Raw genomic sequence first — 15,615 nt, forward strand, 5'->3', positions numbered from 1 at the left:
ACCGATCGTGCGCCCTTCACGGGCGCACGATTTCATCGACGGAGCAAAGAAATGCCTGACGGCCTCATGCAGCTTCTGGATCCCGAAGCGATCGTGCTCGGATCCGATGCATCGACCAATGAGGAGATCATCCGCATCCTGGCGGGCCGGCTCGAGATGCTTGGTTATGTCAAAAGCTCCTATGCCGACGCGGTCGTGCGCCGCGAATTGACCATCCCGACAGGACTGCCGCTGGAGCGCCCCGACAATGTCGCGGTACCGCACACCGATCCGAAGCATGTGCTGAAGCCGGGCATCGCGATGGGCACGCTGAAGCAACCGGTGACCTTCGCCAACATGGAAGACCCCGACGAGATGCTGCCGGTCGGCTTCGTCTTCCTGCTTGCCATCAATGACAAGGACAAGCAGATTGAGGCGCTGCAGGCCGTCATGGCCATCATCCAGAACCCGCAAGCCTTGGACGGCTTGAGGTCGGCCAGAACCCTCGAAGACGTGCGAGCCGTACTCGGCTGAAACAAGGAGAAGCAGAGATGTCCAGACAGAAAACCATTCTCTTTGCCTGCGGCACGGGCATCGCCACCTCGACCGCGGTCAACGTCGCCGTCACCGAGGAAATGAAGAAGCGCGGCCTCACCTTCAATGCCCAGCAGGCAAAGGCCACCGAAGTGCCGGGACTGGCCGACAATGTCGACTTCATCGTCGCCACCACCCCGATCTCCGCTTCGGTGACCAAGCCGGTCATCAAGGGCCTCGCCTTCCTCACCGGCATCGGCAAGGACAAGATCCTCGACGAGATCGAGGCGCAGTTGCGCAAGTGACGATCTCAAGGCGTCGCCGAGGCTGGCGCGGCCTCGGTGACAGGACGAGGCTTCAGACCACCCTGACGTAGCTCGTCATTCCCGATTTCTGGTGCTCGATGACGTGACAGTGCAGCAGCCAGTCGCCGGGATTGTCGGCGACGAAACCGAGCTGAACCTTCTCATTGGGCTGGATGAGATAGGTGTCGGAAATGACAGGCTGAACCTGGCGCGTCGAGGATGACAGCACCTTGAAGCTCATGCCGTGCAGATGCATCGGATGGGATTGCGGCGTCAGGTTCTCCATGTCGATGACATAGCTCCTGCCGAGCTTCAATTCGGCCAGCGGGGCGGTCGGATCCGGCGTATCGCCGGGCCAAGGCACCTTGTTGATGGCCCAGAAACTGTAGCCAAGCGAACCGCAGATACCATCGCTCGGGACGTTTTCCGCCGTGGCGCTCAGAGCCAGGGAAATATGTTGGGCGCTGGCGAGATCCACTTCCGCCATCGGATTGACCTCCAGCGGAGCGACATCGCGAATGTCCCGTTTGAGGGATTTTCCTGTCGCGCGCAGGGTTGCCAGGATTTTTGGCTTGGTGCCCCTGACGTCCCTCAAGCTGACGATCGCGCCCTCGTCGTCGGGCATGCGGATAGCCAGCTCCATGCGCTGTCCCGGTCCAAGCAGCAAGGCATCGGGCGAAAAACGCTGCGGCACCGGATTGCCATCCAGCGCGATGACTGACGCCTCGGCGCCGTCGACGCGAAAGGCATAGATCCGGGTGACGTCGGTGATAGCGACCCTGAGCCGCACCAGCCCTCCGGCCGGCGCATCATATTGCGGCTGATCGAGCCAGTTGGCGGTGCGCACCGTGCCGTAAGTGCCGGTTTTTGCGGCATCGCGCGGTCGGAACTGATCGATGAACTGGCCATCGTCGCCGAGGCGCCAGTCGCGCAGGTTGAGGACGATTTCGGCATCGAATTCCGGATCGCTGGGGTTCTCGACCACGATCACGCCCGTCAGGCCGTGGCCCATCTGCTCCAGCGTGTTGCAATGCGGGTGGTACCAGAAGGTGCCGGCGTCGGGTGGCGTGAAGGCGTAATCGAAATGGTCGCCGGTATACACGTAGGGCTGGACCAGGAACGGCACGCCGTCCATCTTGTTTGGAACGCGAATGCCGTGCCAGTGGATCGTCGTCGGATCGTCGATGGCGTTGACAAGACGCGCGGCAAAGGGCTCGCCCTTTTTCATCCTGAGCACCGGCGGCATTCCGGCGTTGCCATAGGTCAGCACATCCCTGGTCTGGCCGACATCCATCAGCTTCGTCTGGATCTTTGCCGTCTGCAAAACCACCGGCTCAGGCGTGGCAGCGGCCCAACCGCCAAGCCGACCCAGGGCCGAGAGCCCGATCCCGCCCGCGCCGGCAACCGCAGCCGCTTTCAAAAGCCTGCGGCGTGTGAGTACGGTCATTCGGCACTCCAACTGCAAAGACGGCTGCCTTGGGTTTATCGCAGCCTTGGATCGTAAGCGAGCAGCCTGTGCAAAACCGGCCTGCTGGCAGTTGAAGCTGTTTCTGGCGCGGCAGATCTACTCAAGATACCAGCCGATGTAGACGGAGGAGCGCGACTATTTCAACCGCGCCCCATAGGCGGCAAGAAACGCTTCGACCGAAGCATCGGCGTGCCGCTCAAGGTCAGCCTTCGAGCGCGGGTTGCTTCCGGTGAACATGGCTTCGTTCATAGGGATCCAGAGAAGCATTCCGAAGAGATGACTGGCCGCCAAACGGGGATCGCTAGTCTGCAACAGGCCTCGACTGGTAAGTTTTTGAAAGCATGATGCCACCGAGGCAAGCATGCGCTCAAAACCTTTTTCATACCAGCTGCGGCCAAGCTGCGGCATTCGATCCGAGTTGGCGATAATCAGACGCCGCAGCTTCAACAAGTTGTCGTCCATCAGCGTCGTTGTCATGCGCCGGGCAAGCTGCTGCAGACCGCCCTCCATGAATTGCGCCTCGGAAAGCAGCATCGTCACGGACTCGACAACATCGTTGGTCTGGCTGGCGGTGGACTCGACGACTTCGCTGAAAAGCGTCTCCTTGTCCGTGAAATGCTTGTAGACGGTCTGCTTGGAAGCGCCTGCCTTGGTGGCGATCTCTTCCATGCTGGTTCCATCATAACCCTTGGCGATGAACGCGGCTGTGGCCGCTTCGATGATTTCACGATCCTTGCGAGCCGACCTAGTCTCACCATTAATTTTCATAGCGCCTCTCAACTAGTACTAGACGGTACCGTTCCCGCATGGTAGCCACAAATACAGTACTAGACTGGCTAGTACCCGTCAACGAAAGCAAGGCTTAGACCGATGACCAAAATGATCTTCCTCAATCTACCGGTACGCGATCTGCAGGTGGCGACCAAGTTCTATCTCGCGATCGGGGGCACGCTGAATCCGCAGTTCTCGAACGACCAGGCCAGCTCGATCATGTTCTCCGACTCCATTGGGGTCATGTTGCTTACACACCAGCATTACAGCCAGTTCACAGCGCGCCCGATCGGCGATGCCAAGCGTGACAGCCAGATGCTGATTGCGCTCACCACCGACAGCAAGGACGAGGTCAATGCCGTAATCGAGAAGGGCGTGGCGGCAGGCGGTCGCGCCGATCCCAACCCAGTGCAGGATCTCGGTTTCATGTTCAACCGCCACATCGAAGATCCGGACGGCAACGTCTGGGAGCTGCTGTGGATGAACCCGTCCGCCATGCAATAGCCCACCGGAACCGAAGCGGGCCAGGATGACAATGGAGAAGCGATTGGCATTCGCCTGTCGCTTCTCCATCAGACGCGCGCCGGCATCAGCTATTTAGCCGCCTCGGCATAGTGTGCCGGCACGTAGTTGAGGATGGGGCCAAGCCAGCGCTCGACCTCGGCCAACGGCATCGCCTTACGAACAGCATAGTCCTCGACCTGGTCGCGTTCGACCTTGGCGACGCCGAAGTAATAGCTTTCGGGATGCGAGAGATAGATCCCCGATACGGACGAGCCCGGCCACATCGCATAGCTTTCAGTCAGGCTGACGCCGGCATTGGCTTCGCCGTCGAGCAGCCGGAACAGTGTGGCCTTTTCAGTATGGTCGGGCTGCGCCGGATAGCCGGGCGCCGGGCGGATGCCGCGATAGGGTTCGCCGATCAGCTCGTCGGGCGCCAGCGCTTCGTCTGGCACGTAGCCCCAGAACTCCTTGCGCACCTTCTCGTGCATGCGCTCGGCAAAGGCTTCGGCGAAGCGGTCTGCCAGCGCCTTGACCATGATCGAGGAATAGTCGTCATTAGCGCGCTCGAAGCGCTCTGATATCGCCACCTCCTCGATGCCGGCGGTGACGATGAAGCCGCCGATGTAGTCGGGCTTGCCGCTATCCGCTGGCGCGACGAAATCCGACAGCGCGACATTGGCCTTGCCGTCGCGCTTGGTCAGTTGCTGGCGCAACGTGAAGAACGTCGCCAGTTCCTGCGACCGCTTCTCGTCCGTGAACAGCCTGATGTCGTCGCCAACGGCATTGGCCGGCCAGAAGCCGATGACACCGCGCGGCGCGAACCATTTTTCGGCAATGATCTTCTTCAGCATCGCCTGCGCATCTTCGAACAGCTGGCGCGCGGCGGCGCCTTGCGCCTCGTCTTCGAGTATCTTCGGATAGCGGCCCTTCAACTCCCAGGTCTGGAAGAACGGTGTCCAATCGATGTAGCGCGCGAGTTCCGTGAGGTCCCAGTTCTCGAACACCTTCACGCCGGTAAAAGACGGCTTCGGTGGCTCATATTCAGACCAGTCTATCCGATGCGCGTTGGCCCTCGCCTTGGTCAGCGGCAGCCGCTGCTTGTCGGCTTCGGAGCGGGCATGCGCATCGGCGACCTTCTTGTATTCGGCCCGCACGGCGTCGACATAGTCAGCCTTGCTGTCATTTGACAGCAAGGCTGACACCACGCCGACTGCCCGGCTGGCGTCGTTGACATAGACGGTCTGGCCCCTGGTGTAGCGCGGATGGATCTTCACCGCCGTGTGCACGCGGCTGGTCGTCGCGCCGCCGATCAGCAGCGGAATGTCGAAGCCTTCGCGCTCCATCTCGGCGGCCATGTGCGCCATCTCGTCGAGCGAAGGCGTGATCAAGCCGGACAGGCCGATAATGTCGACTTGTCTCTCGCGCGCCGTCTGCAGGATTTTTGCCGCCGGCACCATGACGCCGAGATCGATGATCTCGTAATTGTTGCAGGCCAGCACGACGCCGACGATGTTCTTGCCGATGTCGTGGACATCGCCCTTCACCGTCGCCATCAGGATCTTTCCGGCCGTCTGGCGTTCGCCATTGTCGATGCCATTGGCGGCGTTGGCCAGCTTCTCGGCCTCCATATGCGGCAGCAATCCGGCCACCGCCTGCTTCATCACCCGCGCCGACTTCACCACTTGCGGCAGGAACATCTTGCCCGCGCCGAACAGATCGCCGACGACGTTCATGCCGGCCATCAGCGGGCCTTCGATGACATGCAGCGGGCGCTCGGCCGCCAGCCTGGCTTCCTCGGTGTCGGCGTCGATGAATTCGGTGATGCCATTGACCAGCGCATGGCTGATCCGCTGTTCGACTGTCCATTCGCGCCAGGCAAGATCGCGCTCCTTGGCTTCCTGGCCCACCGTGCCCTTGAAGCGTTCGGCGATCTCCAGCATGCGTTCGGTGGCGGTGCCGCCGGCCTTGGGCACACGGTTGAGCACGACATCCTCGCAGGCCTCGCGCAGCGCCGGCTCGATCGTGTCGTAGACGGCGAGCTGGCCAGCATTGACGATGCCCATATCCATGCCGCGCTGGATGGCATGGTAGAGGAACACTGCGTGCATGGCCTCGCGCACCGGCTCATTGCCGCGGAACGAGAAGGACAGGTTCGACACGCCGCCGGAAATGTGGACATGCGGCAGCGTGCCGGTGATCTCGCCCGTCGCCTCGATGAAGTCGACGCCGTAATTGTCGTGCTCCTCGATGCCGGTGGCGATGGCGAACACGTTCGGATCGAAGACGATATCCTCGGGCGGGAAGCCGGCCTGCTCGGTCAAGAGCTTGTAGGCGCGGGTGCAGATCTCCACCTTGCGCGCTTTGGTATCGGCCTGGCCGTCTTCGTCGAAGGCCATGACGACCACCGCCGCGCCATAGGCGCGCACGAGCCTGGCATGATGCAGGAACGCAGCCTCGCCTTCCTTCATCGAGATGGAGTTGACCAGCGGTTTGCCCTGCACGCATTTCAGGCCGGCCTCGATGATCTCCCATTTCGAACTGTCGACCATGACGGGAACGCGGGCGATGTCCGGCTCGGCGGCGATCAGGTTGAGATAATCGACCATCGCCTTCTTCGAATCGATCAGCCCCTCGTCCATGTTGATGTCGATGATCTGCGCGCCATTGGCGACCTGGTCGCGCGCCACGTCGAGCGCGGCGACATAGTCGCCCGCCGTGATCAGCTTCCTGAACTTGGCCGACCCGGTGACATTGGTGCGCTCGCCGACATTGACGAACGGAATCTCGTCGGTCAGCGTGAACGGCTCCAGCCCGGACAGGCGCATCCTGGGCTCGATGTCCGGAATGGTGCGCGGCGGATACTTCCGCACCGCATCAGCGATGGCGCGGATGTGCTCCGGCGTCGAGCCGCAGCAGCCGCCGACGACATTGACCAATCCCTCGCGGGCAAACTCCTCGATCTGCGCGGCCATGAAGTCCGGGCTCTCGTCATACCGGCCGAATTCATTGGGCAGGCCGGCATTCGGATAGGCGCAGGTGAAGGTGTTGGCGACGCCTGATATTTCGGCCAGATGGTCACGCATGGCGTTGGCGCCGAGCGCGCAGTTGAGGCCGATGGTGAAGGGGCTGGCATGGCGCACCGAATGCCAGAAGGCCGTCGGCGTCTGGCCCGACAGCGTGCGGCCGGAGAGATCCGTGATGGTGCCGGAGATCATCACCGGCAGGCGCACGCCCTTCTCGATGAAGATCTCTTCTGCTGCGAAGATCGCCGCCTTGGCGTTCAGCGTGTCGAAGATGGTCTCGATCAGGATGATGTCGGCGCCGCCGTCGATCAACCCCCGCAACTGCTCGCCATAGGCGAGGCGCAGATCGTCGAAGGTCACGGCACGATAGCCGGGATTGTTCACATCCGGCGACATCGAGGCGGTGCGGTTGGTCGGCCCGAGCGCGCCGGCGACGAAACGGCGCTTGCCGTCCTGCTGCTCGGCACGAATAGCGGCGCGCCGCACCAGTCGCGCGCCATCGCGATTCAGCGCGTAGACGGCATCCTCCATGCCGTAATCGGCCTGGGCGATCGAGGTCGAGGAGAAAGTGTTGGTCTCCAAGATGTCGGCGCCTGATATGGCGTACTGATAGTGGATTTCCTCGATCGCCCCAGGCTGGGTCAGGATCAGAAGATCGTTGTTGCCTTGCTGGTGGCAGGCGCAGCCGGCGAAGGCCTCGCCGCGAAACTGGTCCTCGTCAAAGCCGAGGCCCTGGATCTGCGTGCCCATGGCACCGTCAAGGATGAGGATGCGTTCGCGCGCCGCCACTGTGAGCGCCGCAAGCACGTCCGAACCGTCGGGTTTTGCCGCGACGGGGCCGAACAATGCGTCCAGCGATGCAGAATTCTGCGACATTTTTTATCCCTTTGGCGACAAGCCGATCCATGTCACATAAGGATATCTTTATGTCAATATACGACAGACGCTCATGATTGTCACCCACCCGCCACGAAGGCGGGGTCCGGGGCGCCGGTTTTCTGACGGACCTACGCTCTGTCGACGCTTGCCAGGAAGCGGGCGAAGATCGGATTGAAGCGATCCGGCGAATCCCAGAATGGCGCATGGCCGGATTTGTCGAGCAAATGGGCCCTGCCTTCCCACAGGTTGGAGAACTTCACCGTCGCGACGAAATCGGTGTCGACGAATGGCTCGTCGACACCGTTCAGAACGGCGATCGGCGGCGTCTTGCCGGCGACGATCTCGCGCTGGTTCCTGCCGGTGCCGGCCGCGAATTTTTCGAACATCAGGCGCCGTGCCCGTCCGTCGGTGCGCGCCACCGTGTCGAGGAGAAACGGTTCGAACGGCTCGCCGCAGGTGCTGCGCGCATAGGCCTCGACATCGGCGGCACTGAAGGTTTCCTGTCCGGCAAGGTGCATATGCGGGCTCGGCTTGAAGCCGTTGCCGACCTCGTCAGGTGATACCGGCGGCGTGCCGGTGATCATCAGCCCGAGCAGGCCCGGAAAGCGGTCGATCATCTCAAGCCCGATATGGCCGCCGAGCGACCAGCCGAAGACGATGGCCTTGTCGACACCGAGCAGCCCGAGCACTTCGGTCATGGCATCGGCATAGCCTTCCATGCTGTAGGAACGCTCCGGATCGATCGCATCGCCGGACGCTCCATGGCCGGGCAGGTCGGGAGCGATGATGTGGTAGCGCTCGCCTAGCGGGCTCTCCAACTGGTTGCGGAAAACGGCGCTGGAAGACGAATTGCCGTGGATCAGCATGACAGTGGTTTCCTGGCCGCCGGTCTGGCGCACCGCGATCTTGCCGTGGCTGGTTTCAAGGGTCTTCTGCGAGATCGTCATTGTCGGCTCCGTCTGGAATTGCCCTGTTTTGAAGCAGCTGCGCAACAAAGCGCCACTGTCTCCCATGTCCCGCCGGTAAACATTTCTCGGTCAGGTTACGCTGAAAAATCCTTTTCAAATAAGAACAATTATGCGTAGATTGTCAATTATCCAACTCCCGATGAACGGGAGGAAAACAGGGAACAGCACGATGAAGCCGAAATCCGCCGCAAGTCGAATCCGCCATATCCTGATGAGCACGACGCTGATCGGCATGTTTGCCGCATCAGGCGCGCCCGCTTTCGCCGAGGTCGTCAAGATCGGCCTGCTTGCGCCGCTGACCGGGCCGGCCGCGGCGGACGGCCAGGAGTTCCAGCGTGGCGTGCAGATGGCCATCGACGAGGCGAACGCAGCCGGCGGCGTTGCCGGGGATACGTTCGAACTGGTGGTCGGCGACGTCAAGGATCAGTCCGCCGGCAACGTCACCAGTGCGGTCGAGCGCCTGCTTGGCGATCCGGGCGTGCATTTCATGCTGACGGGCTATGCCAGCCTGACCAATTTCGAGATCGACAACATGGCCGAGGCTGACATGCCTTACATGCTGGCGGCCACCTCGCAGCAGACCAGGGACATCATCGCACCGAGCCCCGACAAATACATGTGCTGCTGGTCGCTGACGCCTTCCTTCGACGCCTACAACACCGACGTCACCCTGTTCGTCGAGAAGCTCGCGGCCGACGGCAAGATCACCTTGCCAACCAAGAAGGTCGCCATCATCTCCTCCGACAATGCCTATTCGAAGACCATCTCCGAAGGCATGAAGAAGACCTTCAAGGAGAAGGGCTGGACCATCACCGTCGACGAGATCGTGCCCTTCGGCGAAGTGACCGACTGGCGTTCGATCCTGGCCAAGGTGCGCGAGAACGTTCCCGACGTCGTCATCAACACCGACTATCTGCCGGGCAATTCGGCGTCCTTCCTCAACCAGTTCCTCGAGCAGCCGACCAAGAGCCTCGTCTTCCTGCAATATGCACCGAGCGTTCCGGAATTCGTCGAACTGACCGGCAAGAAGTCGGATGGTGTCATCTACAATCTGCTCGGTGGCGCGCTGACGACGCCAAAGAACCCGCGCGCCGATGAGGTGGCGGCCAAGTTCAAGGCAAAATACGGCGTCGAGAGCGGCACCTATGGCGTTGGTCTCTACGAAATGACCAATGTCTATTTCGACGCGGTCAAGAAGGCCGGCGGCGCATCCGACCATGCGGCGATCATGAAGGCGCTGTCGGAGACCGACAAGCAGGTCGCTGAAGGGCGGCTGAAATTCGATCCCGCCACCCACCTTGCCACGCAGGGCGACGACTACATCCCGATCACCTTCTTCCAGATCTGGGACGGCCAGCGCACGCTGATCTCGCCTGAGAAATACGCCACCGGCGCCTTCAAGCTCCAGCCCTGGATGAAGTGAGGAATGGCCCTGCTTGAACTGGACGACGTGTCGAAGGCGTTCGGTTCGCTGAAGGCCGTCGACGGCGTGTCGTTCAAGGTCGAGGCCGGCGAGATCTTCGGCATCGCCGGCCCGAACGGCAGCGGCAAGAGCACGCTGTTCAACATCATCACCGGCATCCCGTTTGGCCCTGACCGGGGCAGCATCCGGTTTGACGGAAATGCCATAAACGGCAAATCGGGACACGCTATCGCGCGCCTCGGCCTTGCCCGTACGTTTCAGCGCGAGACCAGCTTCGACGGGTTGACCGTGTTCGAGAACACGCTGATCGGCGCCAGCTACGGCAAGCAGGAAAAAACGGCGGCAACGGCCCGCAATGCGGCCGCCGAGGCGCTGGAGTTCGTCGGCCTGGGGTCCGCTTCCTTCGGGCGGCTTGCCGGCGAATTGTCCGTCTTCGAGCGCAAGTGCCTGATGCTTGCCACCGCGATCGCCATGCAGCCGCGCATGCTCTTGCTTGACGAACCGGCGTCGAGCCTGACCAAGCCCGAGATCGAGACATCGATCGGCCTGATCCGTCGCACCGCCGAACGCGGCATCACCATCCTTTTGATCGAACACGTGCTGACCTTCCTGATGAGCCTTTCGCAGCACTTGTTGGTGCTCAACAATGGCCGCGTTCTGGCCGCCGGCGACCCGGCCGGCGTGATTGCCGACCCGCGCGTCATCGAGGCCTATCTCGGCACCAGGAGGTCGGCGGCGTGAACCCCATTCTCAGCGTCGAAGGCGTCACCGCCGGCTATGGCCGCGTCACCGTGCTGCACGATATCTCGCTGGAGGCCGGCCGCTTCGGCAATGTCGGCCTGTTCGGCCCCAACGGCCATGGCAAGACGACGCTGCTGCGCGCCATCTCCGGGCTGTTGCAGCCGAAGAGCGGCCGTATCCGGTTCGACGGGCAGGACATTGTCGGCCACAGCGCGCGCGCCATCGTCGGCGCCGGCCTGATCCATGTGCCGCAAGGCAACCGGCTGTTTCCCGATCTCTCCATCGCCGACTGCATGGCACTCGGCGCTTATTCGCCGCGCGCGCGGCCGCATGAGGCGGAGAACCGCGAGAAGGTGATCAAGCTGTTCCCCAAACTGGCGGAACGCTGGCGCCAGCGCGTGCGCACGCTGTCGGGCGGCGAGCGCCAGATGGTGTCGATCGGCACGGCATTGATGAGCCATCCGCGCCTGCTGATCCTCGACGAGCCGACGCTTGGGCTGGCGCCCAAGATCAAGGACGAACTCTGCGCCTCCGTCATGGACATTTCGCGCGGCGGCGTGCCGCTCATCGTCGTCGAGCAGGACATCGAATTCCTGCTCGAGCTGACGCAGCAACTCTACCTCGTCAATCATGGCGCGGTGGCGACCGAGATCAAGCCGGGCGAAAGCCTCGACCACGGCGAGATCATGTCGATGTATTTTGGCCATTAGGAACTTGGGAATGAGCGCATTGGCGGAAATCCTGTTCGGCGGCCTGTTCCAGGGCTCCCTCTACGCCATGATGGCAGTCGGGCTCGCGCTCGTCTGGACGACGATCGGCGTGTTCAATTTCAGCCATGGCGTGTTCATGATGCTGGGCGCCTACATCGCCTGGCAGCTGGTCGAACTCGGCCTGCCGGCGGCGGTCGCCTTTCCGGTCGCCGTCGTCGTCATGGCCGGCGTCGGCTGGATCCTGCAGGCGAGCGTCGTGCGGCCGTTGATCGGCCGGCCAAACATCGTGCTGGTCGTCGTCATCACCACGCTGGCGGCCGGATCACTGATCGAGAATGGCGCCTTGACCATCTGGGGACCACGCTCGAAGCAGATCCCGGCGCTCATCGCCGGCAACACCACCATCGGTGGCGTCGGCGTCTCCCTGCACCAGATCGCCATCATCGTCATCACGCCGCTGATCCTGGCCGCACTGTGGATGTTCCTCAACCGCACACGGCTCGGGCTGGCGCTGCGCGCCGTGGCGCAGAACGAAGACGCCAGCCACCTTGTCGGCCTCAATGTCACCGCGCTCTACGGGTTGGCCTTCGCCATCGCCGCCTCGCTGGCCGGGCTGGCCGGTATCTTCATGGGCGGCTACCGCTTCATGTCGCCGGTGATGGGCAGCGATCCGCTGCTCAAGGCGCTGATCGTCGTCGTTTTCGGCGGCATATCGAGCATCTCGGGACCGATCTTCGCCGCCTATCTGATCGGCTTCTTCGAAGCCGCCTGCAGCTATTATTTCGGCTTGTACTGGACACCGGCGCTGCTGTTCGGCGTGCTCATCCTGACCCTGATGGTGCGCCCCGAGGGCATTTTCGCCAGCCGCTCCCGAGGCCTTGCATGACCGACACGACATCCCCGATGACCCTTAGCCACGCGGAGGCGGCAACCCCGATCGCTCCCGGCCGCACGCCGTGGAAGCACGAGGCCATCGGGTTCGTGCTCGGCTTTGCGCTGCTGGCGCTGCTGCCGCTCATCTTCGGCGACACCTATGCCCGCCACATCCTGATCATGGCCTTCATCTATGCGATCGTCGCCTCGAACTGGGATCTCAGCCTCGGCTATGGCGGTGTCTTCAATTTCGGCCATCTGGCGCTGTTCGGCATCGGCGTCTATGCCTACAGCCTGCTGACCAAGCTGGCCGCATTCGACCCGTGGGTCGCGCTGTTTGCCAGCGGTGTCATCGCCACATTGGCGGCGATCCTGGTGACCATCCCGATCCTGCGGCTGAAGGGCATCTACATCATCCTGGTCACCTTCGGCTTTGCGCAACTGGTGATGCAGGTGATCATCAGCCAGTCCGCCATCACCGGCGGTACGCAAGGGCTGGTCCGCATTCCCGGACTCTACGTGTTCGACCACAACATGGTCCGTGACGGCAAATCAGCCTATTTCTACATCGCGCTGGCGCTGCTGGTGGCGAGCACGCTGTTCCTGCGCGTGTTCGTGCGCTCACGCGCCGGGGCCAGCATCGTCGCCTTGCGTGACAATGAGGAATACGCCATCAGCCGCGGCGTCTCGATCGTGCGCCAGCGCATGCTGACGCTTGCCGCAAGCGCCTTCTTCACCGGCATCGCCGGCGCCTTCTATGCCGCCTACCAGCGCAACGCCTCGATCGATGTGTTCGGCATGAGTCTCGCGACCATCATCCTGTCGATGGTGCTGCTTGGCGGCACCAGCACCATCTACGGCGCCATCATCGCCTCTTTCGTGCTGACGATCTTCGCCGAATGGATGGCCGATTTCGGCGCGTGGCGGCCGATGATCACGGCGGTGCTGATCATCGGCGTGATGCTGGCCTACCCGAGCGGGCTGGTCGGCATGATCAAGGCTTCATGGGGCGCCCTCGCCGGACGCCTGAAGCGCCCGGCCTGACCGTTTCGAAACGGCGGTCCCGCGTCAGCGGATACCGCACCAGTCGATGACCGAAGCTGCAATCACCTTGGCGGTCTCGACCACCGATTCGACTTCGACATACTCGTCGGAACCATGAAAACCGTCGCCCGACGGACCGAAGATGACGCCGTCGACACCAGCGCCGGCATAGTGCGCCGCATCGCACACGGCGACGAAGCCCCGCGCCTGTGGCGCCTTGCCGACCATGGCCTTACGCTTCATCAGCGATGTCACCAGGGGGTGGTCGACCGGCGTGTTCATCGGCGGGAAATAGAGGCCGCCGAGTTCCCACTGAATCGTCGGCGGGTTGTCGCGCAGCCAGGCATCGGTCTGCGCGAAATGATGGACGAAGCTCTCGAAGTCGCGGCGATAATCGGCCGAGTTCTCATCCGGTAGGAATTTCATGTCGAGGTCGAGCACCGCGACATCGGGAATGATGGCCGGATTGGTCATGACGGTCGGCAGGCCGTGTTCGCCAAGGCCGGTGCCGCCATGCATGACGCCGATGTTGATGGTGTTCATGCCGAGCGGCAGCAGCGGATGGGATTTCGCCCGTGTCCGGTCCAGCTCATATTGGCGCACGGCGGCAATGAAGCGGGCGGCGATCTCGATGGCGTTGACGCCTGGCTCCAGCCGGTCCTTGTCGTGGCGCTGCGGATAGATCTCGTTGTAGCGCAGTGCCGAATGGGCGTTGCGGCCACGGATCGTCACCCGCGCCCATTCGAGCCCGCCTTCGACCGGCAGGACATCGCCCCAGGTCGGTTCGGCGACCAGCACCGCCTTGGCGAGCTTGCCCTTCTTCACGGCATCCATGGCGCCGAAGCCGCCGGCTTCCTCGTCGACGACGGAGTGGATGGCCAGCCGGCCTTGCAGTGTGATGCCCGCCTTGCGGATCGCATGTGCTGCAGCGATGCAAGCGGCGACGCCGCCCTTCATGTCGACGGCGCCGCGGCCATAGAGACGGCCATTGGTGATCTCGCCGCCGAACGGATCGACCGACCAATCCTTCATCGCACCGACCGGCACGACGTCGATATGGCCGCACAGGATCAGGCTGCGGTCCTCGTCTCCCGCCCATTCGCCGACCAGATTAGGCCGGCCGGGCAAGGCATCCCATTGCTCGGTCTTGAACCCGTCCTGCTTGAGGATCGGCTCAAGCAGCGCCTGGACATCCGCCTCGCGGTTGATCGCCGGGTTGGGCTCGAATTTGGGGTTGACCGAAGGGATGCGGACCATGTCGCGGGTCAGCCCGATCAACCAGTCGCGATCGGCCTCGATCTCAGCCTGCACGGCGTCGATGATGGTCTGGTTGTCCGGCATTGTCGTTTCCTTCCTTGCATCGCCGCGCTGGGCGCATCGACGCTATTTCCTTGGGAGTTTGGCGGCATCATCCGCCGCGGGCGACAGGGCGGCATCGAGGGTGACGGCATTGGCGCTGCGGATTTTCTCGATGTCCTCGATGCGCTTGCGGACCCCGGCGCCATGGCCTTCTAGCGCATGGGCAAAGACGGTTTCCATCTGGGCGACGGCCGTCGCCAGCGTGTCGAAAGGCGAGTTGGCGTCGATCGCCGCGACCATGGTCAGGTCGGCGACCTCTGATATCGGTGACAGCCACACATCGGTGAACAGCAGGATGGAGACGCCGCGTTCCTTGGCCTGTTGCGCAAATCTCACCACGTCCGACTGGTAGCGCCGGTAGTCGAAGACGACGAGCAGGTCGCGTTTGCCAAGGTCGATCAACAGGTCGAAATCGGCAGGGCTCAACGAACCGATGTCGCGCACGCCGGAGCGGAACTGCAGGAGATAACCAGCAAGCATGGATGCGATATGCCGGCTGAACCGGCCGCCCAGCAGCACGACCTGGCCCTTGCTCTCAAGCAGCATGTTGACCGCGCGCGTGTAGGCCTGCACCGGCACCGCGGTGCGGGTGCGCTCGAGACTGTCGGAAACAGAATGGAAATAGGCGAGTGCGGTGCCTTCGCTGGAGCCGCCCGGACGCTTGGCCTCCATCATCAAAAGCGGCGAATGCAGCCTCGATTCGACTTCGGTGAGCAGGCGTGCCTGGAAGTCGGCAAAGCCGACATAGCCAAGCTTGGTCATCAGGCGCGTCACACTCGGGTCGCTGACGCCGGCCCGCCGCGCCAGCCGGGTCGCCGTACCCAGCCCTGACATCGGATAATCGGCAAGCAGGACCTGAACGATCTTCTCTTCCGCGGAGGTGAACGCCACGGTCGTGTTGGCCAGTTCTTCACGGATGGACATGGTCATCGCCTATCGCTGACGGAAGATGATTATCTTACAATTTCATGCAAGATTGTCAAATTTGGAAATTATCTTACATAACCATCCGGCAAGATTCAGGATGGATTGTG

14 protein-coding genes are annotated in these 15,615 nt (G+C 62.4%); 8 read left to right on the forward strand and 6 right to left on the reverse strand.

The window, feature by feature from the left end; genetic code table 11:
• Nucleotides 1-51 precede the first annotated feature (51 nt).
• Together C8D77_RS27940 and C8D77_RS27945 are read left to right on the forward strand one after the other, a co-directional pair.
• Nucleotides 52-513 carry a PTS sugar transporter subunit IIA gene (locus C8D77_RS27940; protein WP_109670293.1) on the forward strand — a complete coding sequence of 154 codons (462 nt, stop codon included), beginning with the start codon at nt 52-54 and terminating at the stop codon, nt 511-513.
• Nucleotides 514-530: 17 nt separating this feature from the next.
• A complete protein-coding gene (locus C8D77_RS27945; RefSeq protein ID WP_056583361.1) occupies nt 531-818 on the forward strand; it encodes a PTS sugar transporter subunit IIB in 288 nt (95 codons plus the stop codon).
• Nucleotides 819-870: 52 nt separating this feature from the next.
• Here the strand turns inward: C8D77_RS27945 and C8D77_RS27950 are convergent, their stop codons facing one another.
• On the reverse strand, nt 871-2,265 hold the full coding sequence (locus tag C8D77_RS27950) for a multicopper oxidase family protein (RefSeq protein WP_109670296.1): 1,395 nt from the start codon (nt 2,263-2,265) through the stop codon (nt 871-873).
• Nucleotides 2,266-2,421: 156 nt separating this feature from the next.
• A complete protein-coding gene (locus C8D77_RS27955; protein ID WP_109670298.1) occupies nt 2,422-3,054 on the reverse strand; it encodes a TetR/AcrR family transcriptional regulator in 633 nt (210 codons plus the stop codon).
• 102 nt (nt 3,055-3,156) lie between these two features.
• Here C8D77_RS27955 and C8D77_RS27960 point away from each other — a divergent pair, with 102 nt between their 5' ends.
• A complete protein-coding gene (locus tag C8D77_RS27960) occupies nt 3,157-3,561 on the forward strand; it encodes a VOC family protein (protein ID WP_109670300.1) in 405 nt (134 codons plus the stop codon).
• Between the two features lie 89 nt (nt 3,562-3,650).
• Here C8D77_RS27960 and metH read toward each other — a convergent pair whose 3' ends face one another.
• Entirely contained in the window at nt 3,651-7,460 is a 3,810-nt protein-coding gene (gene metH, locus C8D77_RS27965; protein WP_109670302.1) for a methionine synthase, read from the reverse strand.
• Between the two features lie 131 nt (nt 7,461-7,591).
• Entirely contained in the window at nt 7,592-8,410 is an 819-nt protein-coding gene (locus C8D77_RS27970) for an alpha/beta fold hydrolase (RefSeq protein WP_109670304.1), read from the reverse strand.
• A gap of 190 nt (nt 8,411-8,600) precedes the next feature.
• Between C8D77_RS27970 and C8D77_RS27975 the strand changes: the two genes are divergently transcribed.
• Genes C8D77_RS27975 through C8D77_RS27995 form a run of 5 tightly spaced genes read left to right on the forward strand, consistent with a single transcriptional unit; the run spans nt 8,601 to nt 13,222 of the window.
• Entirely contained in the window at nt 8,601-9,854 is a 1,254-nt protein-coding gene (locus C8D77_RS27975) for an ABC transporter substrate-binding protein (RefSeq protein ID WP_109670307.1), read from the forward strand.
• Between the two features lie 3 nt (nt 9,855-9,857).
• Nucleotides 9,858-10,595 carry an ABC transporter ATP-binding protein gene (locus tag C8D77_RS27980; protein ID WP_109670308.1) on the forward strand — a complete coding sequence of 246 codons (738 nt, stop codon included), beginning with the start codon at nt 9,858-9,860 and terminating at the stop codon, nt 10,593-10,595.
• Complete coding sequence (locus C8D77_RS27985) at nt 10,592-11,305, forward strand: ABC transporter ATP-binding protein (protein ID WP_109670310.1); 714 nt, start codon at nt 10,592-10,594, stop codon at nt 11,303-11,305. The genes C8D77_RS27980 and C8D77_RS27985 overlap by 4 nt, the downstream gene beginning before the upstream one ends.
• 10 nt (nt 11,306-11,315) lie before the next feature.
• Nucleotides 11,316-12,191, forward strand: coding sequence for a branched-chain amino acid ABC transporter permease (locus tag C8D77_RS27990; protein ID WP_109670313.1), 876 nt, complete (start codon nt 11,316-11,318; stop codon nt 12,189-12,191).
• A complete protein-coding gene (locus tag C8D77_RS27995) occupies nt 12,188-13,222 on the forward strand; it encodes a branched-chain amino acid ABC transporter permease (RefSeq protein WP_109670315.1) in 1,035 nt (344 codons plus the stop codon). The genes C8D77_RS27990 and C8D77_RS27995 overlap by 4 nt, the downstream gene beginning before the upstream one ends.
• A gap of 24 nt (nt 13,223-13,246) precedes the next feature.
• On the opposite strand, the gene C8D77_RS28000 is transcribed toward C8D77_RS27995, so the two are convergent.
• Entirely contained in the window at nt 13,247-14,563 is a 1,317-nt protein-coding gene (locus C8D77_RS28000) for a M20 family metallopeptidase (protein ID WP_109670319.1), read from the reverse strand.
• Nucleotides 14,564-14,605: 42 nt separating this feature from the next.
• Complete coding sequence (locus tag C8D77_RS28005) at nt 14,606-15,505, reverse strand: MurR/RpiR family transcriptional regulator (protein ID WP_109670599.1); 900 nt, start codon at nt 15,503-15,505, stop codon at nt 14,606-14,608.
• Nucleotides 15,506-15,615 lie beyond the last annotated feature (110 nt).

The organism is Mesorhizobium loti (assembly GCF_003148495.1).
Lineage (GTDB): Bacteria > Pseudomonadota > Alphaproteobacteria > Rhizobiales > Rhizobiaceae > Mesorhizobium > Mesorhizobium loti.